Source organism: Nostoc sp. FACHB-190 (genome assembly GCF_014696905.1).
Lineage (GTDB): Bacteria > Cyanobacteriota > Cyanobacteriia > Cyanobacteriales > Nostocaceae > Nostoc_B.
Map to the genome: position 1 here is coordinate 90,656 of NZ_JACJQW010000023.1, position 20,344 is coordinate 110,999.

Annotated in this window: 21 protein-coding genes; 8 read left to right on the plus strand and 13 right to left on the minus strand. The window is 40.1% G+C overall.

The features are described from left to right. Nucleotides 1–51 precede the first annotated feature (51 nt). The 6 genes from pstA to H6G28_RS22780 all read right to left on the minus strand — a co-directional run bounded on the left by pstA (nt 52) and on the right by H6G28_RS22780 (nt 6,494). Nucleotides 52–954 (minus strand): phosphate ABC transporter permease PstA, encoded by a 903-nt coding sequence (gene pstA / locus H6G28_RS22755; protein WP_190674385.1) that lies wholly within the window; start codon nt 952–954, stop codon nt 52–54. Between the two features lie 5 nt (nt 955–959). Continuing rightward, entirely contained in the window at nt 960–1,901 is a 942-nt protein-coding gene (gene pstC / locus H6G28_RS22760) for a phosphate ABC transporter permease subunit PstC (protein WP_190591989.1), read from the minus strand. 11 nt (nt 1,902–1,912) lie between these two features. After that, a complete protein-coding gene (locus H6G28_RS22765) occupies nt 1,913–2,914 on the minus strand; it encodes a PstS family phosphate ABC transporter substrate-binding protein (RefSeq protein WP_190674388.1) in 1,002 nt (333 codons plus the stop codon). 33 nt (nt 2,915–2,947) lie between these two features. Next, on the minus strand, nt 2,948–4,021 hold the full coding sequence (locus tag H6G28_RS22770; RefSeq protein ID WP_396020666.1) for a sulfate ABC transporter substrate-binding protein: 1,074 nt from the start codon (nt 4,019–4,021) through the stop codon (nt 2,948–2,950). Nucleotides 4,022–4,392: 371 nt separating this feature from the next. Beyond that, nucleotides 4,393–5,154 carry a circadian clock KaiB family protein gene (locus H6G28_RS22775; protein WP_190591986.1) on the minus strand — a complete coding sequence of 254 codons (762 nt, stop codon included), beginning with the start codon at nt 5,152–5,154 and terminating at the stop codon, nt 4,393–4,395. A 68-nt stretch (nt 5,155–5,222) separates the two neighbouring features. Continuing rightward, nucleotides 5,223–6,494 (minus strand): type IV pilus twitching motility protein PilT, encoded by a 1,272-nt coding sequence (locus H6G28_RS22780; protein ID WP_190591985.1) that lies wholly within the window; start codon nt 6,492–6,494, stop codon nt 5,223–5,225. Between the two features lie 716 nt (nt 6,495–7,210). On the opposite strand from H6G28_RS22780, the gene H6G28_RS22785 reads away from it, so the two are divergent. The 4 genes from H6G28_RS22785 (at nt 7,211) to H6G28_RS22800 (ending at nt 10,301) form a co-directional block, all read left to right on the plus strand. Next, nucleotides 7,211–7,585 (plus strand): hypothetical protein, encoded by a 375-nt coding sequence (locus H6G28_RS22785; protein ID WP_190591984.1) that lies wholly within the window; start codon nt 7,211–7,213, stop codon nt 7,583–7,585. A 147-nt stretch (nt 7,586–7,732) separates the two neighbouring features. Further along, nucleotides 7,733–8,848, plus strand: coding sequence for a non-hydrolyzing UDP-N-acetylglucosamine 2-epimerase (gene wecB, locus H6G28_RS22790; RefSeq protein WP_190674393.1), 1,116 nt, complete (start codon nt 7,733–7,735; stop codon nt 8,846–8,848). A 55-nt stretch (nt 8,849–8,903) separates the two neighbouring features. Further along, nucleotides 8,904–9,506: a hypothetical protein gene (locus tag H6G28_RS22795; protein WP_190591982.1), complete on the plus strand. Its 603-nt coding sequence runs from the start codon at nt 8,904–8,906 to the stop codon at nt 9,504–9,506. A gap of 189 nt (nt 9,507–9,695) precedes the next feature. Next, a complete protein-coding gene (locus H6G28_RS22800) occupies nt 9,696–10,301 on the plus strand; it encodes a hypothetical protein (protein WP_190674395.1) in 606 nt (201 codons plus the stop codon). A gap of 125 nt (nt 10,302–10,426) precedes the next feature. Here H6G28_RS22800 and H6G28_RS22805 read toward each other — a convergent pair whose 3' ends face one another. The 4 genes from H6G28_RS22805 to H6G28_RS22820 all read right to left on the minus strand — a co-directional run bounded on the left by H6G28_RS22805 (nt 10,427) and on the right by H6G28_RS22820 (nt 14,770). Next, complete coding sequence (locus H6G28_RS22805) at nt 10,427–11,416, minus strand: DUF4351 domain-containing protein (protein ID WP_190674398.1); 990 nt, start codon at nt 11,414–11,416, stop codon at nt 10,427–10,429. Nucleotides 11,417–11,514: 98 nt separating this feature from the next. Then, nucleotides 11,515–12,936 (minus strand): glycogen synthase GlgA, encoded by a 1,422-nt coding sequence (glgA, locus tag H6G28_RS22810; protein ID WP_190674401.1) that lies wholly within the window; start codon nt 12,934–12,936, stop codon nt 11,515–11,517. A gap of 141 nt (nt 12,937–13,077) precedes the next feature. Next, nucleotides 13,078–14,049, minus strand: coding sequence for a hydroxymethylbilane synthase (gene hemC, locus H6G28_RS22815; protein ID WP_190674404.1), 972 nt, complete (start codon nt 14,047–14,049; stop codon nt 13,078–13,080). A gap of 298 nt (nt 14,050–14,347) precedes the next feature. Continuing rightward, entirely contained in the window at nt 14,348–14,770 is a 423-nt protein-coding gene (locus H6G28_RS22820; RefSeq protein WP_190674407.1) for a lysozyme inhibitor LprI family protein, read from the minus strand. Between the two features lie 435 nt (nt 14,771–15,205). Between H6G28_RS22820 and H6G28_RS22825 the strand changes: the two genes are divergently transcribed. The 4 genes from H6G28_RS22825 (at nt 15,206) to H6G28_RS22840 (ending at nt 17,525) form a co-directional block, all read left to right on the plus strand. Beyond that, complete coding sequence (locus H6G28_RS22825; protein WP_190591977.1) at nt 15,206–15,652, plus strand: hypothetical protein; 447 nt, start codon at nt 15,206–15,208, stop codon at nt 15,650–15,652. 21 nt (nt 15,653–15,673) lie between these two features. After that, on the plus strand, nt 15,674–16,036 hold the full coding sequence (locus tag H6G28_RS22830; RefSeq protein WP_190591976.1) for a hypothetical protein: 363 nt from the start codon (nt 15,674–15,676) through the stop codon (nt 16,034–16,036). A gap of 92 nt (nt 16,037–16,128) precedes the next feature. Then, nucleotides 16,129–16,314 (plus strand): hypothetical protein, encoded by a 186-nt coding sequence (locus H6G28_RS22835; RefSeq protein WP_190674410.1) that lies wholly within the window; start codon nt 16,129–16,131, stop codon nt 16,312–16,314. Nucleotides 16,315–16,712: 398 nt separating this feature from the next. Next, nucleotides 16,713–17,525: an RICIN domain-containing protein gene (locus H6G28_RS22840; RefSeq protein ID WP_190674413.1), complete on the plus strand. Its 813-nt coding sequence runs from the start codon at nt 16,713–16,715 to the stop codon at nt 17,523–17,525. Nucleotides 17,526–17,671: 146 nt separating this feature from the next. On the opposite strand, the gene H6G28_RS22845 is transcribed toward H6G28_RS22840, so the two are convergent. The 3 genes from H6G28_RS22845 to cobU form a co-directional block, all read right to left on the minus strand. After that, nucleotides 17,672–18,634 carry a ribonuclease Z gene (locus H6G28_RS22845; RefSeq protein WP_190591973.1) on the minus strand — a complete coding sequence of 321 codons (963 nt, stop codon included), beginning with the start codon at nt 18,632–18,634 and terminating at the stop codon, nt 17,672–17,674. Nucleotides 18,635–19,026: 392 nt separating this feature from the next. Next, nucleotides 19,027–19,458 (minus strand): hypothetical protein, encoded by a 432-nt coding sequence (locus H6G28_RS22850; RefSeq protein ID WP_190591972.1) that lies wholly within the window; start codon nt 19,456–19,458, stop codon nt 19,027–19,029. Between the two features lie 129 nt (nt 19,459–19,587). Continuing rightward, nucleotides 19,588–20,145 carry a bifunctional adenosylcobinamide kinase/adenosylcobinamide-phosphate guanylyltransferase gene (gene cobU / locus H6G28_RS22855; RefSeq protein ID WP_190591971.1) on the minus strand — a complete coding sequence of 186 codons (558 nt, stop codon included), beginning with the start codon at nt 20,143–20,145 and terminating at the stop codon, nt 19,588–19,590. Nucleotides 20,146–20,344 lie beyond the last annotated feature (199 nt).

Sequence of the window (20,344 nt, forward strand, 5' to 3'; positions counted from 1 at the left end):
GAAGATTTCTATTTGATATCTGCAAAAATTTGCCGTTACCTAAAGCAATACCTATCGAGTGATTGAAAAGCGTTGGCGAACATAAATCGCTATCCCGTTCAATACTAAAATCAACAACAACATCACAATAATTGTTGCGGCTGATGAATTAGCAAAACCTGGTTCTGGACGACTGAGATAACTAAAAATTTGAATTGGTAAAGCCATAAATCTCTGGAATAACCCAGGATCAAAAGTCAAAAAACTCACAGCCCCAACTACTATTAAACAAGCTGCATCACCCACAGCACGAGATACAGAAATAATCACCCCTGTTAATATCCCAGGAATCGCATAGGGGATAACGTGATGGTAAATAGTTTGCCATTTAGTCACACCCAAACCATAGGAAGCGTGTCTTAAAGAATCCGGTACTGCACGAATCGCTTCTCTAGATGTCACGATAATTACTGGTAAGGATAACAAAGATAAAGTTAAAGCTCCAGAAATTAAAGCCGGGCCAAAACCCAACAAATAATTAAATACTCCTAAACCCAGCAACCCATACACAATTGAAGGTACACCAGCAAGATTACTAATATTAATTTCGATGATGGCAGTCCACCAAGCTTTAGGAGCGTATTCTTCTAAATATAAAGCGGCTCCTACACCAATTGGCACTGCAACTAACATCACAATAATTGCCAACAGAATACTCCCAACAATTGCGGGACGAATACCTCCCTCATCCGGGAACCGCGATGGAGTTTCTGTTAAAAAACCTGGGGTGACAAATCTGACTAATCCATCTTGGCAAATATCAAAAACCAGTAATGCCAAGATAAATAATCCAATCAACAACCCCAATAAAAAAATGATTTCAAATACCTTACCGAGTGACTCTCTTTTTTCAATATTATCGGTAAATTCTGCACTAGAATCGAAAAAATCATTACCTTGATAACTTGTAGCCATATTGATTAATCGTATTTTTCTTTAAATCTATGGGAAATCCAGTAGCTAACAATATTTAATGCCAAAGTTAGCAGAAATAACACAGCCCCGACAGCATATAAAGTTTTAAAATTGAGACTTCCTCTGGGGCTATCTCCACCAGAAATCTGTGCCATATAAGCTGTCATCGTCTCGACTGACTCCATCAAATTCACAGTCAGTTTTGGCTGTTGTCCAGCAGCAATTACCACGGTCATTGTTTCACCAACAGCGCGAGAAATACCTAAAATAATCGAAGCCGTAATTCCTGAAAGTGCTGCGGGTAATAACACTTTAAAAATCGACTCTAATTTAGTAATGCCCAACGCATACGCGCCTTCTCTTAAAGAATTCGGCACGGCTTGAATCGCATCTAAACTAATAGAACCAACTGTCGGGGTAATCATCACTCCCATCATTAAGCCTGCACTCATAGCATTAAAGATTTCTAGAGGCAGAAAATTTCTCAGGAATGGGGTCACAAATAACAGGGCAAAATATCCATATACAACTGTTGGTATCCCTGCTAAAAGTTCCACTGCTGGACGCAAAATGGCAGCGACTTTAGGTTGGGCATATTCACTTAAATAAATTGCGGAAGATAAACCCAAAGGAATCGCTACTGCCATCGCAGTGAGAGTAGTTAAGAAAGTCCCCGCAATTAACGGCCAAATGCCAAAATGTCTTTCCGCAAATAAAGGTGTCCATTTAGTATCGAGAAAAAAGTCAGCTAGGGGGACTTCTTGGAAGAACTCAAATGTTACCTGAAAGATAATAACGACAATACCAAAGGTTGTTAAAACCGAGACTAAACCACAGCAAAATAAAATTGTGGCGATAATCTTTTCGGTAATATCTTCGGATGGATTTTTTTCTAGCGATCGCCGAGAATCTTCCTGAAAACCATTTTGATGATTGATGGCACTCATAAATCAATAAATTAAATAAAGTTAGTAATTGGCTGACCTGGTTTAGCTTTTTTGAATTTTGTGCCGGTTTCCCCCTTGAGAAATTTCTGTTTAACTTTCACGTAGGCTTCATCAGGTAAAGCCACATAACCTGCGCTATCTACCCATTTCCAGGAGTTTTCTAAATAAAAATCAACAAATTCTCGTACTGCTGGCTTTGTATCTAACGACTTTTTACTCACATAGATAAACAAAGGACGGGATAATGGTGTGTAAATATTTTTCACGACATTATCCACTGGTACAGGCTTTTCACACTTGCCATTAGGGTTTTCTACAGCTACTAAATTCAGCTTGTCTTGATTTTGAATGTAGTAAGAAATACCCACATAACCTAAAGAATATTTATCTCCTGCTACCCCTTGCACTAAAGTATTTTGATTGTGGCTGGGAGTATAATCTGTGCGACCATTTTTAGCTTTACCTGTCACCGCCTGGGTAAAATAATCAAATGTACCTGTATCCGATGCAGGCGCATAAAGTTTCATCTTTTCATTAGGGAACTTCGGATTAACTTGATTCCAAGTTAAAATTTTGCTGTCTGCCTTAGCACTCCAAATTGTTTTTAATTCATCAACAGTCAAACATTGCACAAAATCATTTTGCCGATTCACAATTACGGCTATACCATCTAAAGCGATGGGTATTTCCAAAAATTCAATATTTTTACTTTTACATTTAGTGATTTCTTCATCTCTAATGGTACGTGAAGCACCAACAATATCAATTTCTCCTGCACAAAATTTACTGATTCCGCCCCCAGTACCACTTGATGCAACACTCACAACAGCATCAGCTTTCACATTATGATATTCTTCTGCTACTGCTAAAGAAATCGGAAATCCTACAGCCGCACCATCAATACTGACTTGTTTTTGCTTTTCTTTTTGACTACTACAAGCTGTTAGGCTATAACTAATTACCAGTAAAGACAGCAGTAATAGGTTATTTTTGCATTGAGAAATAAAATTCATACAATTGCTAATTCCCTGAATTTGGATGAGGATTTATGCTTTACTATTAGCTTTAATTTTGTCAAAAATTGCCCCATCGTTTAAAAATTTGGTTTGAATTATGTCCCATCCCCCTAAATCTTGGGCTGTGAATAAAGTTTGAATGGGGGGATATTGTGAGATTACTTCTTGGGTAACTGTAGGATTTACCGGACGGTATTGTAATTTAGCAAATTCCCGTTGGGCTTCGGAAGAATATAAGAAGTCAACAAATGCCTCAGCTACTTTTCTTGTCTTGTGTTGATCAACATTTTTGTCTACTACAGCCACAGGATTATCTATCGAAATATTTAATTCTGGGATGACATAAGGTAGTTTTGTGGCTGTTTTTTCTGCTAAATTCACCTCATTTTCGTAGGTGATTAAAACATCGCCTTGAGCTTTTTGAAAAAACACATCACTGGCTTCACGGGCATCTTTGGTGAGAACGGCAGCATTTTGATAAACTTTGGCAATGTAGTTTAATGCTGTTGCTTCATCTCCGCCATTTTGTGTAACCGAACCCCAAAAAGCTAATAATTCCCAAATGCCAATTCCAGAAGTTTTGGGGTTAGCTGCAATGAGTTGTACATTGTCTTTCGCTAAGTCTGCCCAAGTTTGAATTTTTTTCGGATTACCTTCACGGGTAACAATTGCTGCTACCGATTTGCTAACAATACCATTTCTGGGGGTTCTAATCTGCCAACTGGATTTAATTAAACCAGCTTGTTGAATTCTCAGGACATCTAACGGCAGTGCTAAGTGGACTATATCTGCTTCTTGCTTACCTGAAATTACATCAGCTGCTTGAGCGACAGAACCGCCATAACTTTGGTCGAAAACTACTTTTTGGTTGTGTTCTTTCTGCCACTTTTCGACAAATTTAGGAATAATTTGGTCATGGGCTGCTTTAGTGACCGAAAAAGAAACTAGTCTTAGCTTAATTTCTGGTTCTGTCGCTGAATAACTCCCTGCACAAGCAGAGATAACTACACTTAAAATCGCACCTAAAAAGCATAAATATGCAAATCTTTTAACAGAGGTTTGGTTGAACCAAATTCTCCCGATTTTTTGATACAAAACTCGCATTAACTGTGCTGTTTTCTCAATGCAAGTATGTATATTAGCCGGATGCTGCGACTTGTTCATTAAAGATTTACCCCGCTATCTACAGCATCTCCATCGAGTTACTGTAATTAACTCAATAAAGCATGAAAATCTTATACCTGTCAAGACAGTATGTAATTGAACTATGAAAACTGAGGCTAATTCTTACTTACGGTTTTCCTAACAGCAACGCCAGCATTTTTGGCCAAATAAATCCCAATTTACTAAGCAATATACAAAGTTTTTTGGGTGGGAAAGCTTAATTAAAAATTAAATTTAACCTGCCAATCTTCTTGAGTAAAACTAATTGTTGATTTTTTTTGTGAGCCAGAATACTAAATCCGATAAATTTTTTATAATTTTTCTTTAGTACCTAACATTTGGAAAATTTTCTCGGCGTTATCTAAATCGCCGACGATGCGTCGAATTGGTTGCGGCCAAACTTTCACCAAAGTGGGAGTTGCCGACACTTGATCAATTTCTGCTTGTTCTGGATGAGTTAAAACATCAATCACTTTTAAAGTGTAGGGATATTTGAGCGATCGCTCTAACATTTCGTGTAGATTGTGCAGTATCCGTTCGGTATTGGCGCTATGACCCGCAATAAATAAACGCAAAACGTAACATTGGGTTTTTTGTTGGATGTTTTGTGTGGCTCTGACTGGTGGATAGTATTTGGGAGCCTTTTCGGATAAATCTAAGTTCACAATTAAGTCGTGGTCTTCCCAAAGTTGGGGAAATGTGGAACGATAAGTGCCTAACACCATGCGATCGCACAAACCATCTTGCCAAGGTGCAGCTTGCCAGATTAAATCGCCCGTATGAAAAATTGTATTCAGTAAAGCTTGATGTTGTAATACTGCCGGATAAGCCTCGGCAAAAGTCCGAATTTGTTGCGTATGGGGATCTAACCAGTGGTCAACTGTGGCAGTATAACAAGGAACTAAAAAATGTGGCGGTTCCGATAAATCGAGAATTTCTTGTAAAGCAGCACACAAATGCAAATGCCATCGACCCTGTTTATTCGGGTCGATGCAATAAATTAAATCGCCTCCGGGTGTGAATAAGGCAATGCCTTTAAAAACTTTAGGTAAAAAGAGTTTAGGTGTAGTCAAGCTAGTTACAGGGGTTGGGGAACTTGGAGGTAAAAAGCCGAGGCGATAACTTTTTACCTTTACTGTAATTAAACTCGTCCTCGGAGAAACTGAGCCATTTCGTTAGGAGTTGGTGACATTTCTAAAGCGATTTCTTCAGTAATGCGACCTTCTTGATAAAGATTGAGTAACGACTGATTCATGGTAATCATGCCGTCGAAACTGGCTTGTTTCATCAATTCGGTAATTTCATCATATTTACCGTCTTTGACCCATTCTTTAACCGCCTCAGTGTTAATTAAGATATCGTGGAATGCAGCTCGTTTACCATCAGTCGTTCGACACAATCCTTGGGCGATGACTGCCACCAACGATTCTGCCAAGGCTACCCGCATCGCATCCTGTTCTGCACCAGAGTATAAATTCAAAATCCGTTCAATGGTTTTTACGGCGCTGTTGGTGTGCAGAGTTCCCATTACCAAGTGACCTGTTTGGGCAGCTTTCAAGGCGGTGTTGACGGTTTCTTTATCCCGCATTTCCCCCACCAGAATCAAATCTGGATCTTCCCGCAAAGCTGCTTTTAAAGCATTGTCAAACTTGCGGGTGTGCATCCCTACTTCCCGTTGTTTCACCAATGACTTGCGGCTTTGGTGAACAAATTCTACCGGGTCTTCGATGGTGATGATGTGCTTGGCCATTTCCCGATTAATATAGTCAATCATCGCCGCCATTGTGGTGGATTTACCAGAACCAGTCGGCCCAGTGACTAAGATTAAGCCTTTATGAGAGTGGCAGATATCTCGGAAAACTGGCGGTAAGCGCAACTGTTCCATTGATAAAATTTTCAGGGGAATCAACCGCAGTACCATTGCATGGCCTTTCAGCGAGCCAAAAACGTTCAACCGAACACGGGCGAATTCATATTGAGTTGCACCATCAAATTCGAGGTTTTCTTCAAATTGCTGAATTTCTTTCTCTGTCATCACTTCCCGTAACCAACTCATGAAAGTTGCATTATCTGTTTCGGGATATTCTGTGGGACTAATTTCGCCACGGTTGCGGAAGCGGGGAACTTCACCTACGCCAAGGTGAATATCTGAATAACCGTTATCAAAAGCTTCTTTAATAATTGCTCCCAAGGTTAGCCCAGAAGGATTTTTTGCTGCTGGTGGTGGACTTGCGGGACGATTACCTGCAACTGGTGGCGGTGGTGCAGGTTGAGTTGTATTCCGGTGGGCAGACATATCTAATGTTTGTGTATGCTGCCGTTGTGTCGCTAATGATGGTGGTGGCGGCGGCATAGGCGGCACATTCCGAGGAGCAGCAGGATGGGAATTGGCAGAGTTTTGTGTTTCTGTCATATATCTTAAAAATTAGGGAGTTATGAACTTGAATCTGCAAAAAATCTGTGTTGGTGGTTCTAAGGACGGCAGACAGCAGGTTTGTTGCTGCTCCTTAGCTGAGAACTTTATCGCAACATTTCGTTACACCTAGTTTGCCTGTTAGTATATTTTTTTAGATAATGTGCAAATCTCTCCATTAGGTTAAAAAATCCTGAAGTCTATATAAACTTGTTTAGCACACTGCAACCTGATATATCCTTCAGTGATAACCCTTATAAATAAAAGCAATATATAATACATTTAATCAAATGTGAAAACATCCGGCGATTAGATGAGAAATTTCTCCGCAAAATTCCGGCAATTGACTAGCAGCTAAAAGCCAAATCAGCAGCAGGTATTTTTTTCAGACAAATTAGTGATTTATGAGAGACATCCCCAGTTTTTATAAGAAATATTAAGGGGATCAATTTGCGGGGTGGAAAACATTCTGATGAGGCTGTTAAGAACTAGCTTCTACTCCTTGAGATAGATGGCACAAACCAGTTCCATAGCAAGAAATCAACGGAACTTTACATTCATAATTAGAAAAACTTAACTGTAAAGTTAAGTTACTAAATGCTCATTTTTCCTATTCCTTTTTATATACTGGGATTCACTGAAACAATCAGTTGATTCGCCAACAGCGTTATCTCACTGATATTAAATTGATTGCTGTGTACTTAGGAGGAAAAGTCATGGTTTCGGCTCAAGGCTCTAATCTCGGAAAGACCTACTCCTTAATGATGATTAAAAGCTTCTTGATATGGACTTTCACGTTGGCAGTATGTTTGTTAGTTGTCGGTTTTCCATTAGTGGTTTTGATGGCTACGGTCGGATGTCTGTTGTCGATTGTTTTACAATCTGTCATGCCTGTTAGTGCGGTTTTACTAGTAGGTGGTGGGTTAATTTTGTTCAATATTTTGGCAGTGGCGATCGCAGCTGGTGTTCTCACCCTCAAAGGTGTACATCCCAGTGACATCAAATGGTTAAGCTGGTTGCATGGAGAGACTGAAGAATTACAAAAGACCTCTATATATGCAGCTTGCCCTTTAACTTGTGAAATCAAATAAAACTATTGCGTTAAACACGACAAACAGTACATCTGCCCGGTTCAGCCGGGTTTTTTCATTTTTAGTCATTAGTCCTTAGTCATTTGTCATTTGTAGGGATGAAACATTTACTATTGACCAATGACCCATGACTAATGACTACCAGCCATGACTAATAAAAAGCGAGTTGGCATTATTTTAGGTACACGTCCAGAGGCGATTAAACTAGCGCCTGTAATTCAGGTTTTCCAGCAATCTCCTGAATTTGCGTTGCAAGTAATTTTAACTGGACAGCATCGTGAAATGGTTGAACAAGTGATGCAACTGTTTAACCTCAAAGCCGATGATGACTTAGAGATTATGCAGCCGAAACAATCTTTAAGCGATATTACTTGTCGCAGCTTGCGCGGATTAGAAGAATTATTTCAAAAAAATCAACCAGATTTAGTTATCGTCCAAGGAGATACGACTACAGCTTTTGCCGCAGCCTTGGCAGCTTTTTATCAAAAAATTCCTGTGGGTCATGTCGAAGCTGGGTTAAGAACTGATAATATTTACAATCCTTATCCAGAAGAAGCGAATCGCAGGTTAATTTCCCAAATTACGCAACTGCATTTTGCACCAACAACTTTGGCGGTGGAGAATTTGCAACGTTCTGGGGTGTTGGGCGAAATTCACCTGACGGGGAATACTGTGATTGATGCACTATTAAATGTGGCGGCGAGTCAGCCAGCTTGTAATGTTCCGGGGTTGAATTGGAATGAATATCGCGTGTTGTTGTCCACAGTTCACCGCCGGGAAAATTGGGGAGAACCATTACAAGCGATCGCCCAAGGTTTTCTGCAAATATTAGATAAGTTTCCTGATACTGCTTTGGTGTTACCACTGCATCGCAACCCGACAGTTAGGGAACCATTGCAAGCATTATTAGGGCAACATCCGCGCGTATTTTTGACCGAACCTTTAGATTATGCCGAATTAGTGGGTGCAATTGGGCGATCGCATTTTTTATTAACTGATTCTGGTGGTTTGCAAGAAGAAGCGCCAAGTTTAGGTAAACCAGTGTTAGTTTTGCGAGAAACCACAGAACGTCCTGAAGCTGTAACGGCGGGTACAGCTAAACTAGTGGGGACTGAAAGCGCGAGTATTTTGGCGGCGGCGGCTGAGTTGTTGAGTAACCCCGTGGCGTATGATGCAATGGCTAACGCGATTAATCCTTTCGGTGATGGTCATGCAGCCGAGAGAATTTTGCAAATTGTAAAGAATTATTTGGGAGTGAGTTGATAAATAGGGAGAGGCAAAACGCCTTTCCCAAAAAAATAATTTATTTGCACAAATTATGAGTACTCAAATCCAAATATTTGTAGAGTTTCTACAAGATGGACAATGGACAGCAGTGCTAAAACCAAAAGGTCGCGGTCTAAAAAAATCAACAGCAGAATTTTCACCTCTAGAAAGAATAGATATCGGCACACACTATGAGTTTTTTACTGTTCTAGCAGGTGTGCGCCGGGAAAGATTTTTAAAGTGGTATGGTGCAGATATCAGACCTATATCTCGACCACGAGGTCTTCCACAAGACCTTTCACCTTTTTTGAAATCGCATACTGAAGATGATGATTGTTGGGATGCGTCTTGGCTTTTGGTTCAAGAACTGATCAATTTTGATTGGGAAAAACCCATTACATTTTACGGCTTGGTTGAACCACAGTACGCGAATTTATTTTCTGATAATCAACCATTTCCTTACGAACAATGGCCAGAGGAAGCGAAATTATATTCTCTTAATCCGAATTATCTTCCTAAAGCGGATATTGTACAAGTCAGTTGGGTAGAAAGTTATAGAGAATTTGTTGGTTCTGAATTTCTTGATTATTTTTTTGAGAAACTCTTAGCTTTAGGTTCACCAAAAGAAGTGAGGATTATTTTTTACTTTTATTAGTTACAAAACTTAAACTATGCTGTTTGATTGGCTTGTAACCAGTTGAGTAAATCAGCGATCGTAGCAACATCTCATCAAACCTCACCTTATGCGATCGCCTGTGGTAATTTAACTCATATTATGCTTTTTAATACTTCTTGATTACTTTCATTTTGCCTTTACCAAAAATTAAATTTGGCTGTACGAATTATGGGTACTGATATTAAAATATTTGCAGAACGTCTACAGGATGGACAATGGACACCATTATCAATAACTGAGGATTTAAGTAAGGAGTCACATCAAGATTTATCTACTTTAGAAATCATAGATATCGGCAGACCTTATGGGTTTTTTGCTGTTCTAGCAGGTGTGCGCCGGGAAAGATTTTTAAAGTTGTATGGTGTAGATATTATACCTATATCTCGACCACGAGGGTTGCCAAAAGACCTTTCACCTTTCTTAAAAACTTATATTGAAATTGAAGATGATAATTGTTGGAATGCGTCTTGGCTTTTGGTTCAAGAACTGATTAGTTTTAATTGGGAAAAACTCATTAAATTTTACGGCTTGGTTGAACCACAGTACGCAAACTTGTTTTCTAGTAATCAACCATTTCCTTACGAACAATGGCCAGAAAACGCGCACTGCTATTCTCTAAACTCGAATTATCTTCCTAAATCAGATAATGTACAAGTCAGTTGGGTAGAAAGTTATAGAGAATTTGTTGGTTCTGAATTTCTTGATTATTTTTTTGAGAAACTCTTAGCTTTAGGTTCACCAAAAGAAGTGAGGATTATTTTTTACTTTTATTAGTTACAAAACTTAAACTATCCTGCTTGATTTGCTTGTAACCAGTTGAGTAAGTCAGCGATCGCACTAAAATTTCATAAAGCCTCACTACAGGCGATCGCCTGTGGTAATTTAATTTCCAAGTTAAACTATACTGCTTGATTGGTTTGTAACCAGTTGTGTAAATCAGCGATCGCACTAAAATCTAATAAAGCCTCACTCAGTGCTTCCAATTGTTCTAAAGAAAGACCTTGAACTTGTTGACGAACTTCGTCGGGTAAATTGCCCACCCTTCTTTGCAGTAGTCGTAAGACAAGTATTTGTGTTTGTTCCTGTTTACCTTCTTGTTTACCTTCCTGTTTACCTTCTTCCTTGCCTCGCTCGTAGCCAATGCGCTCGCCTGTAGTTATGTAAGGCATAGTAAGCTCCTGCTCGAATAACTTAAAGTCTTGCCAAAATTCTGCTTCTAATGCTTTTGGTAAAATCATAACCCAATCGATAAAACGATAGAGGTTACGAATGTCTCTTTCTTCTAGCCCTTGTTCATAAAGTCGGCGAATTAAGCTGAATTTCCAATTTTTCCGTTCTCCTGGCTGTTTGCTGGTTTGCTGCGTTTTTAAATGCGCCATGACAACTGTCGCAAAAGGATTATTGCTGGTTTCTAATTCTGTCCAGAGATTTTGATAATCTAGCAATTTGATAGTGCCGAATCGAAAAATCAGACTGCAATCAGGATAATTGTAACTGTATTGATTCGGTCTCCAAGTAGAGTCAGCGTCACATAAAATTGCTAGGCTGATGGCTGGTTTGGCAAATTTATCAAAAATTCGCAGGTTATACAAAAACATTCTTTCGGCGAAGTTATCTTCTGGTTTCGCCTGAATTTCGACATGAATTAACAACCAAACTTCTTCCCCATCAATTTGCCAAACTTTAACTAATTTATCGGCGTATCTTCTTCCAAGTTCGGCTTCGCGGGCAATTTGTTGAAATTCCTTGTCGAGAAATTCGTGGGGGCGTTCCCAATTAATTAGGGCTGCTGTTTGGGGAAAGAAAAACTGCATTGCTTGGGGAAAGTATGCTTCTAAAATTTCTTTCCACGGCGAATCATTATCGGCTCTTTCTCGTTCCTCAGTCATTGTATTTAGAAAATAATGAAACGCAGATAAACGCAGATAAAAAACAAAAACTCTCTGTGTTCCTCTGCGTTTAACTCTGCGCCACTTTGCGTTTAAAACTACTGATTTAAAACTAACTCTGGCTGTGGTGCTTCTTCTTCTGGGTCTGGTAAACCAAACATTGAACGATACAGCTTATCGTATTGCTTGGCTGAACGATACCAACTAAAGTCTTGATTCATCCCGCGTTTTTGCAGTTCGCCCCACTGAGGTTTGAAACGAAAACCTTCCCAAGCGCGGATCATGCAGGTAAACAAATCTAAGGGTTCGTAGCGGTCGAAGCAATAACCTGTACCAGCTTCATTAACTGGGTCATGGTGGGTTACAGTGTCAACTAATCCCCCGGTGCGGCGAACGATGGGAACTGAACCGTAGCGCATCGCCATCATTTGGCTAATTCCGCAAGGTTCAAAACGGCTGGGCATTAAAAAGGCATCAGTACCCGCATATATCCGACGTGATAGGGCATCGTTATATAACAGGTAAGTTGCCATACGTCCAGAATACCGGGATGCTAATTGCCACATTTGAGTTTCATAATAGCGATCGCCTGTCCCTAACAACACAAATTGGGCATCTGTATACGCCATGAAGCGGTCTAAAATTTGGATGACCAAATCCAAGCCTTTTTGCTCGACTAATCGGCTCACCATACCAATTAAAAAGGCTTGAGAGTTGACCTCTAACCCCATTTCTTCTTGTAGAGCAACTTTGTTTTTCTTACGCTGATCTAAAGTGTCTGGCGAGAATGTCTGTGCAATATATTTATCATCGACTGGGTTGTAAACCTCAGTATCTATACCGTTGACAATCCCTGATAACTTCCCACTGATAAATGACAGCAAACCTTCGATAGTTTCACCATACGCGGGTGTTTTGATTTGTTCGGCATAAGTTGGGGAAACGGTATTTACCCTGTCAGCAAACTGCACTGCTGCTGCCATTGTGTTGTGTCCTTGCATATACCAAGGACACCAAGTAATTTTATCCAGATACCAACGCCACGGCCCTTGATAAGCCAGGTTATGAATCGTAAACACTGTGGTGATATCTGGGTCTTGGTGCATCCACACGGGTATCATCCCTGTATGCCAGTCGTGACAGTGGATGATGTCTGGCTTCCAGTAATTCCAGCAGAACTCAGCCGCACCATTGGCAAAAAAGGTGAACCGCCAATCTTCGTCTTCGCCCGAATAGATGCGGCGGGGATTAAATACAGGATGTCCAAATAAATACAAAGGCACATCCGTACCGGGCAGCACACTTTCGTAAACTGCAAAGTCCTGAAACATGGCATATCCCCACCAAATCGGGTCTTTGGGGATTTCCATTTTGTCTGGTAAAAACCCGTAGTAAGGCAAGAAGATGCGGACATCATGCCCCATTTCTCTCAAGACTTTAGGTAATGCTCCCACAACATCACCCATTCCTCCTACTTTCGCAACGGGAGCTGCTTCTGCTGCAACGAATAGAATCCGCATGGTCTTTGTTGTTTCCCCGGTTCTGCCTATATTTTCACAAGAAGTCTGAAGTATAAAGGCAGTTTAATCAAAGAATCTTGATCCTTTACACTTCATCCTTTAATCTCAACTCTTATCTAACCACATCTGTTTGCCAGTATCCTAAGAACCCCGTTGGATTTCAGCAAAGATTTCCTCAAGAATTTCTTGAGCGCCTTGTTCCCGTAGAAGGTTAGCTAATTCTGTCCCTAATGCTTCGGCGTTGCTGGCTGCACCTGTGACGGTATCTTTAACAAGTTTTTGACCATCTACACTGGCGACTACACCTGTTAATGTTAAATTACCATCAACAATTTCTGTATTTACACCGATGGGTACTTGGCAACCACCTTCAAGGTCACGTAAGAATGCTCTTTCTGCTAAACAACGATCGCGTGTCTGGGGATGTTCAATTGCTTTGAGTAAAGATATCAAATCTTGGTCATCAGCGCGACATTCTATCCCTAAAGCGCCTTGTCCGACAGCGTGGAGGGAAATTTCTTTGGAAATAACTTGATGAACGCGATCGCCCATACCCAAGCGTTGTAACCCAGCAGCTGCTAAAATCAGGGCATCATATTCACCAGCATCGAGTTTTGCCAAGCGGGTATTCAAGTTACCGCGCACATCTTTAAAGGTAAAGTGGGGAAATTGATTGCGTAACTGTGCCAATCGTCGCAGTGAGGATGTGCCAATGACTGCACCCTCTGGCAAAGTGTCAATTTGCTTGTCTTTGTACTTTTCATGCACAACTAAAGCATCTGCGGGGTTTTCCCGTTCGGTAATTGCTGCTAAGGTTAAGCCTTCTGGTAAATTAGTCGGCAGATCCTTGAGGGAATGAACTGCAAAGTCAATTTCTTGGTTGATCATTCCCAGTTCGAGTTCTTTTGTAAATAGTCCTTTATCGCCAATCTTCGCCAACGCTACATCCAGGATTTTGTCGCCTTGGGTAGACATGGTGTGGACTTCAAAATTGATATCTGGGAAACTTTTTTGTAGTTGCTCTCTTACCCAGTATGTTTGAACTAGAGCAAGTTGACTTTTACGAGAACCAATACGAATCGTGCGGGTTGCACTGGAAACAACTGAAGTCATAATAACGTTATGTCAAACCAGGCGATACATTCACATTCATCTAGACTACCGCAGTGAGTGACTTCCCGCATTGCGATCGCTTAATTAAACGCAACTTTAGCTTGAATTTCATTTACATTTTTTAACAAAAATCTGCTACTCGTTTAAGTGAAGCATCCCAGCAAAAAAATGCTTCATAAACTACTTTTCTCTTGTAGCTTCTGCTTCTATAGTCATTAACAAACCTATCTCCCTTGTCTCCCCTATCTTCCTTGTCTACCTTGCCTCTTTATGTTCAAGCATAGCGACCTGATAGTTATTAACCATCATGTTGAAGATACTCGCGCAATTGTTGAGTTCGCTGTTTTGTCGCTTCTTCTAAGCAGCCAGCATAAATCGCAGGTGCAATACTTCCCCCTTCGTATGCGCTTCTTTCAAACTCACAACTAGCGTCACGAAACTTAATCCAGGCTAACTGTGCAGCAATTAATTTTTGCTGTCTAGTCTTTGACAACTTTGGTAACAGTTGTTTATAAACTTGGTTCAATTTTTTATCTGCATTTTGATATGACAATTGTGAGCAGATATTAATTTCCAATTGAGTTTGCGGGTCATTACAGTTGGTTTTTTGTGCTAAATATGTTTTTGTCGGTTGGGTTTGTGTATTTGCCTGCACCACAGTATTAGCACTCAAACCAATAACCGTTAACATACTGAATAAATAAAGTGATAAATAACGCATAGGATGTTTTTCCTTTCAGCATTAAAAGCTATAAAAAGTTCAATATAGCTCATAATTACTGGTATTTTAGGAAGTGAACAAGAATATTGTTTGTAAAATCCAACACAATTACTATAATGATGGTGCGAAAATTATATTTATATCGGTTCTTATTCTACTGAGATACAAGCAATAACAGTTAACCGCAAATTTAGGTGAGTAAGCGGCTTGCCGCAGGCTATACAGATGGAAACAGATAAATTTGTACCTCAACAGACGAGGAAACGCCATATTGACTTATCAAATATGGTGCAAGTCAGAAAATTAATTCCAGAAAAAATCTGTTTATTTACTCAAATGCTTGAATGGTAAAGCTTTCATCTGCCAATATGGAGCAACTTCCTTACGCGATAATGGCTTCAAGAGATTATTGAAAACCTAAACTTGGAAGGTTAAATGTCACAAGCACCAGAAAAAGCTGTTGGTGAGTATGAAATCTTCTTGAAAGATGCAGATAATAATTTGCTTCCAGCAAAGATTGAATTAGGTTGCCGAGATTGGACTGAAGTTGGCGGACGACGCACCGAATGTCGTATTAAATTACAGTGGGCTAACGGTGTAATCGAAGAAACAGATTGGCATTTTTTCGAGTCTTTTAAGCGGGTTCGAGAGAGACTTGCTTTACACCGTCTTTTGCCTATTTGCTACGGAGCTAGTAGAAAAATCATAATAACGGGTATGGCAATCGATATGGCATTGGGACGAAGAGTTTATAAAGTGGGTGAAGATGGTCAATTAACTCGTGTAGATATATTTAAAACTGGTGATGATGTAGAGCCTGTAAGTGTTGAAATTCAAGAGCATTTTCAAAGAGAATGGTGTCAGGTATTTAGAGAAAAATGAGGAAAAGAATTTATTAATAATATGTTAATTAAAAATATTGAAATTCTTTCAGAAGATGCTGAAGAGGCTTTATTACATATAACTGATGGTGTTTATGAGTGTGCTGCCTTTTGTCAGCCTTGTAATAAATGTATAGGTTATTTTATTGAAGAACCACTTTTATCTTTTAATAGCCAATACCCTGTTTTGGAAACCATAAATAAAACTCCTTATATTAGCCGTAAGAAGAGTGGTTTTGCTCATGAAATATTAGGGCAAGTGATAAGTGTAGAAGAGAATTTAGTACGAGTAGGAAATATTATTATTGAGCTAGATGTTAATTTACCGGGAGACATCAATATCAATGATTTGGTAAAATTTACTTGTGCAAGATTAGATACATAGTGAAGTAGCTATACGGTGATTATAGTTTCCGCAAGATTTCGCATCATATAAATGCACCATAATGGCTCTCAAAAGCATTGATTTATCTGAGTGTGACCAGTGTTAGTAAGAAATTCAGGGTGGAATTTGCTTACTTTGAAGGCATTGTAATTATCGCTGGATTTGGAGCGATCGCACTCGCTTATCTAGGTCATTGTAATTATCGCTGGATTTGGAGCGATCGCACTCATCAATCAGGAAAAAACTGTTCCTGGTTCTTGTTTCCCGCGCTCCCCTGAGCCTGTCGTTCGCGTAGCGTCTCCGATAGGAGAAGTTTTCCCTACCAGCACCAAAGGTCTTTTTCGTCCAGCCCTAAGTATTTATTCAATATTACTTAAGTGTCTTAACTGTCTTAATGCTTTTTTAACTGTTTTTTAACTGTTTTAACTGTCCTTGAATTCTCATGAAAATTTTGGAATATTAGAAGCATGAAGTGTATCGAGAACGCACTTCAAGTGACTTCCACTAAAGCATTTGTCAAGCTAAATGCTCTGATCTAGCAAATATATGCACTGTGGCAATAGTATTCCGCACAAGACATTAGTCTTGTGACGAATATTGTTGTGCTGGGTTGTCTTTGGCATTGACAAAAACTCGCATTCATTCATTTTCATCTATTTACTTAGGAGTTTCAATTATGGTGGCTACACCTGTACAAACCAGCCAGGCGCTCTCAGTAACTTATGGTAATGATGGTACTAAAATTGCATCAGGAAATACGACACCAGGTGCAACCAACTGGCAACAATATAGTGATGGTATTTATATAGAAGTTGACACTAGTGCTGCTGGATTCACCAAAACACCAAGATACATAACATCACTTGCTGGTGATAGCAAGCATTATGGAACCACTGGAGCTACTTCTATCTATAACCCTACTGCTACAGGCTTTCGTATACAAATAAGGTGGGAAAAAGACTACGAATCTGGAACTATTACCCCAGAACTAGCTAACACTAACAAATGGCATATCAATTGGATTGCTATTGAGCCTGCGTCTGCGAAAACACCACGTCCGGCAGCAGGAAAATACTACTACCTTGTTGTTAAACATACTGGCAAAGTTTTAAATGTGACAGGTGGTAGTAAGGAAGACAATATCCAGCTTATTCAGTATGACAAGTCAGATAGTGATAACTCTAAATGGCTGTTGGAAGATACTGGTGATGGCTCTTACTACCTTGTTGCTAAACATAGCGGCAAAGTTGCAAATATAGCAGGTGGTGGTAGTGTTGATGGTAGCAATGCTGTTCAGTATCAGAAAGGAAATAACGATAACTCTAAATGGCTATTGGAAGATGCAGGTGACGGCTACTTCTACATTATCGGCAAACAAAGTGGTAAGGTTCTACAGGTAAATGGTGGCAACAAAGAGAATGGAGCAAAAGTCGATCAATGGACAAGACAAAACGTTGATCACCACAAATGGAAATTTGAGGCTGTGTAGTTAACCCCTTCATCCTTCTTCTTTTAAATAACAACTGACCTTCTCTTTGACCGACTCCTTCAAATTCGGGGGTCGGTTTTGCAATGATTGTCTAGATTTAATTCAAATCGTTCTATTGTAATTATTGCTGAACTTGGGGCGATCGCTTAACTTACAGGCATTTGTTTTAACTCTACTTCCCGCCGTCGAGGGACATCATAAGTCATAAAATCATAAGCCATATCTGTCTTAGGAAAAATCGCCCGTGCTTCTTGAAGTAAATCTTTCAATTCTATGGGGTTGCCTGGAGCGTAGCGAGGGCTAAAATGAGTCATGATTAACCGATGGGAACCACCTGCTAAAGCTGTTTGTGCTGCCATTGTGGTTGTCGAATGTAATCTTTGAAAAGCCATCTCTGCGTCTGCATGGGCAAAGGTCGCTTCGTGAATTAATACATCCGCATCTTTAGCTAGTTCTACCGCACCTTCTGTATAAATTGTATCTGTGCAGTAAGCTATTTTGCGGCCAATTTCTGTGGGGCCACAAAGTTCAGCGCCGTTAATTACTCTTCCGTCGTCCAAGGTGACAGTTTCACCCCGTTTGAGTTGACCATAAATCCGACCAGCAGGAATTTGCAGCGTTTTGGCTTTTTCGACATCAAAACGTCCAGCGCGGTCTTTTTCGGCAACCCGATAACCAAATGCGGTAATTCGATGATGCAACTGGCCACAGGTGACGGTAAATTCCTGATCTTCGTAAATTACTCCAGGACGGATAGTATGAACTTTAATCGGGTAAGAAAAGTGTGTATGAGAATATTTTGATGCCGATTGGATATATTCATTTAATCCCGGCGGCCCGTAAATATCAATTCTGTCAACATTGCCAGCTAAACCACAACTAGCCAACAAACCCATCAAGCCAAAAATATGGTCGCCGTGCAGATGGGTAATAAAAATTCGGGAAAGTTGACTGATTTTTAGGTCACTCCGCAAAATTTGGTGCTGAGTACCTTCACCACAATCGAATAACCACAGTTCTGCCCTTTGGGGTAATCTTAGGGCGACACTAGAAACATTACGCGATCGCGTCGGTACACCGGAACTTGTCCCTAAAAATGTTATTTGCACAGCGTTTTTTTGTTTCCCTATTACTGATTTTGGCTCTTTATTCTATATGGTGACATAACAGAATCCAGAATCCACAAGTCAGAATTGTAATACCAAATTGAAGAATGATTGCGACAAATAAATTGCCCAAAAGCTTACCAGTAAAGCCTGTCTCAATCTAAAATCTGTCTTGAAAAGTTTGCTCAAGTCGAGGAACCCGCCCACGCAACTTTTCGCAAAATCTAAAATCCAAAATGGTATAAGAGAGTTTGATCATGTGTAGGACTAGCAATAAGACGAAAAATCAATAGTTTGGGGAAGATTGTAGGCGTGTAATTATACAAAACCCTTACACCCCATACCCTTATACCCTTACACCCATTCTGGATAGACAACCTGTGCGTAAGTCCTAGTTACTTACTTTTGGCGGAAAGATTTTCTAACAAGCGATCGCGGATTCCCATCAGTCTGGCTTGGTTATCCACTGCCGAACGTGGCGCTGGTAAATCAGTGTTCGGCCAACCAGGTAAATTATTGCATGGGCAAGTCTCAGCCGGCATTCCTACGTTTCTCATCGGAATCGGCATATTGCAACGACCACAAGGCATAATTTCCCATACAGAGGTCAGCAATTCTGCAATGGTTTCGTGAGTGCCTTCTAAATAACAATCACCGAATTCTGGCGAGATAATTTTCTGCCAACACTCTTCAAATTCCTGGCTATAGCGATCGCCTTTATATACAGGTTGAGGCAACAAGCTTGCTACCCCATTACCAACCACTACTCTCTTACCCAACTGAAACCAGTAGGCGAGATACTTTTTGACATCTTCTGTGTTTGCCATACCACGATTGTACATTCGGCATGAGGAGACTTGCTCTGTATATAATATTAATTTTCTATTAAAAATTTGACCCTCAATCGGTAGGAAAAATAATAATCAAGCTCTCTTCATTTTTCTTAATTTAATACTTTACAATTCCTCATTTATCGCTGTTGGCAATGGTGTACCCAGCACACTCAAATTCAATACATGACCACCAGCTACAAGATAAACCGTGTCACAAACAACGCCTAATTGCCGCACCAAAGCACCCAGGCGATCGCGGAATTGTCTACCGATAGGGTAAGCAGGAACCACACCCCAGCCGACTTCTTCCGCCACAAACAGCATATCGGCAGCTACGAGTTGTACTGTGTCTAAAAACTCGGCAATTGTATTTTGCCAACTAATTTCATCCTCATCTAAAAAATTTGTCACCCAAGTTCCCAAAGAATCAACTAACAAACAACTCTGGGGTTTAGCATCAGCCAAAGTCGCTGATAATTCTCTAGGCACTGCTAAAGTTACCCAATTTTGCGGACGGCGTTGTTGATGTGCCGCAATGCGTTTTTGCCACTCAGGATCATTAGGATTTTCGGTAGCAGTGGCAACATAAACCACTTGTTTACCTGACTGCTGGGCAAGATATTCTGCCCATTCACTTTTGCCCGACCGAGCAGCCCCTGTAATTAAAATGACTTTACCCACGATTTTTCCTAGGAAATACTTAAGCAAAAAGATGTAGAATTTTACTTCTACATCCTTTCATGTTCCAATCCTTTGATCACAACTATTTGGAAGAGGGTAAAGGAGTATAGAGCAATAAAGTTATAGCGGCTTTCATTCCAGTGAAATAAATATATTTCCCTAGCCTCTTTTCCCCATCTACTTTTACTGCACTCAACCG

Coding starts and splice junctions, on each gene's coding strand:
- H6G28_RS22785 (WP_190591984.1), top strand. CDS start 7,211: ATGGTTTCGGCTCAAGGCTCTAATCTCGGAAAGACCTACTCCTTAATG.
- H6G28_RS22850 (WP_190591972.1), bottom strand. CDS start 19,458: ATGGCAAACACAGAAGATGTCAAAAAGTATCTCGCCTACTGGTTTCAG.
- H6G28_RS22795 (WP_190591982.1), top strand. CDS start 8,904: ATGAGTACTCAAATCCAAATATTTGTAGAGTTTCTACAAGATGGACAA.
- wecB (WP_190674393.1), top strand. CDS start 7,733: ATGACTAATAAAAAGCGAGTTGGCATTATTTTAGGTACACGTCCAGAG.
- pstA (WP_190674385.1), bottom strand. CDS start 954: ATGGCTACAAGTTATCAAGGTAATGATTTTTTCGATTCTAGTGCAGAA.
- H6G28_RS22825 (WP_190591977.1), top strand. CDS start 15,206: ATGTCACAAGCACCAGAAAAAGCTGTTGGTGAGTATGAAATCTTCTTG.
- H6G28_RS22780 (WP_190591985.1), bottom strand. CDS start 6,494: ATGACAGAAACACAAAACTCTGCCAATTCCCATCCTGCTGCTCCTCGG.
- pstC (WP_190591989.1), bottom strand. CDS start 1,901: ATGAGTGCCATCAATCATCAAAATGGTTTTCAGGAAGATTCTCGGCGA.
- glgA (WP_190674401.1), bottom strand. CDS start 12,936: ATGCGGATTCTATTCGTTGCAGCAGAAGCAGCTCCCGTTGCGAAAGTA.
- H6G28_RS22800 (WP_190674395.1), top strand. CDS start 9,696: ATGGGTACTGATATTAAAATATTTGCAGAACGTCTACAGGATGGACAA.
- H6G28_RS22830 (WP_190591976.1), top strand. CDS start 15,674: ATGTTAATTAAAAATATTGAAATTCTTTCAGAAGATGCTGAAGAGGCT.
- H6G28_RS22765 (WP_190674388.1), bottom strand. CDS start 2,914: ATGAATTTTATTTCTCAATGCAAAAATAACCTATTACTGCTGTCTTTA.
- hemC (WP_190674404.1), bottom strand. CDS start 14,049: ATGACTTCAGTTGTTTCCAGTGCAACCCGCACGATTCGTATTGGTTCT.
- H6G28_RS22840 (WP_190674413.1), top strand. CDS start 16,713: ATGGTGGCTACACCTGTACAAACCAGCCAGGCGCTCTCAGTAACTTAT.
- H6G28_RS22820 (WP_190674407.1), bottom strand. CDS start 14,770: ATGCGTTATTTATCACTTTATTTATTCAGTATGTTAACGGTTATTGGT.
- H6G28_RS22770 (WP_396020666.1), bottom strand. CDS start 4,021: ATGCGAGTTTTGTATCAAAAAATCGGGAGAATTTGGTTCAACCAAACC.
- H6G28_RS22805 (WP_190674398.1), bottom strand. CDS start 11,416: ATGACTGAGGAACGAGAAAGAGCCGATAATGATTCGCCGTGGAAAGAA.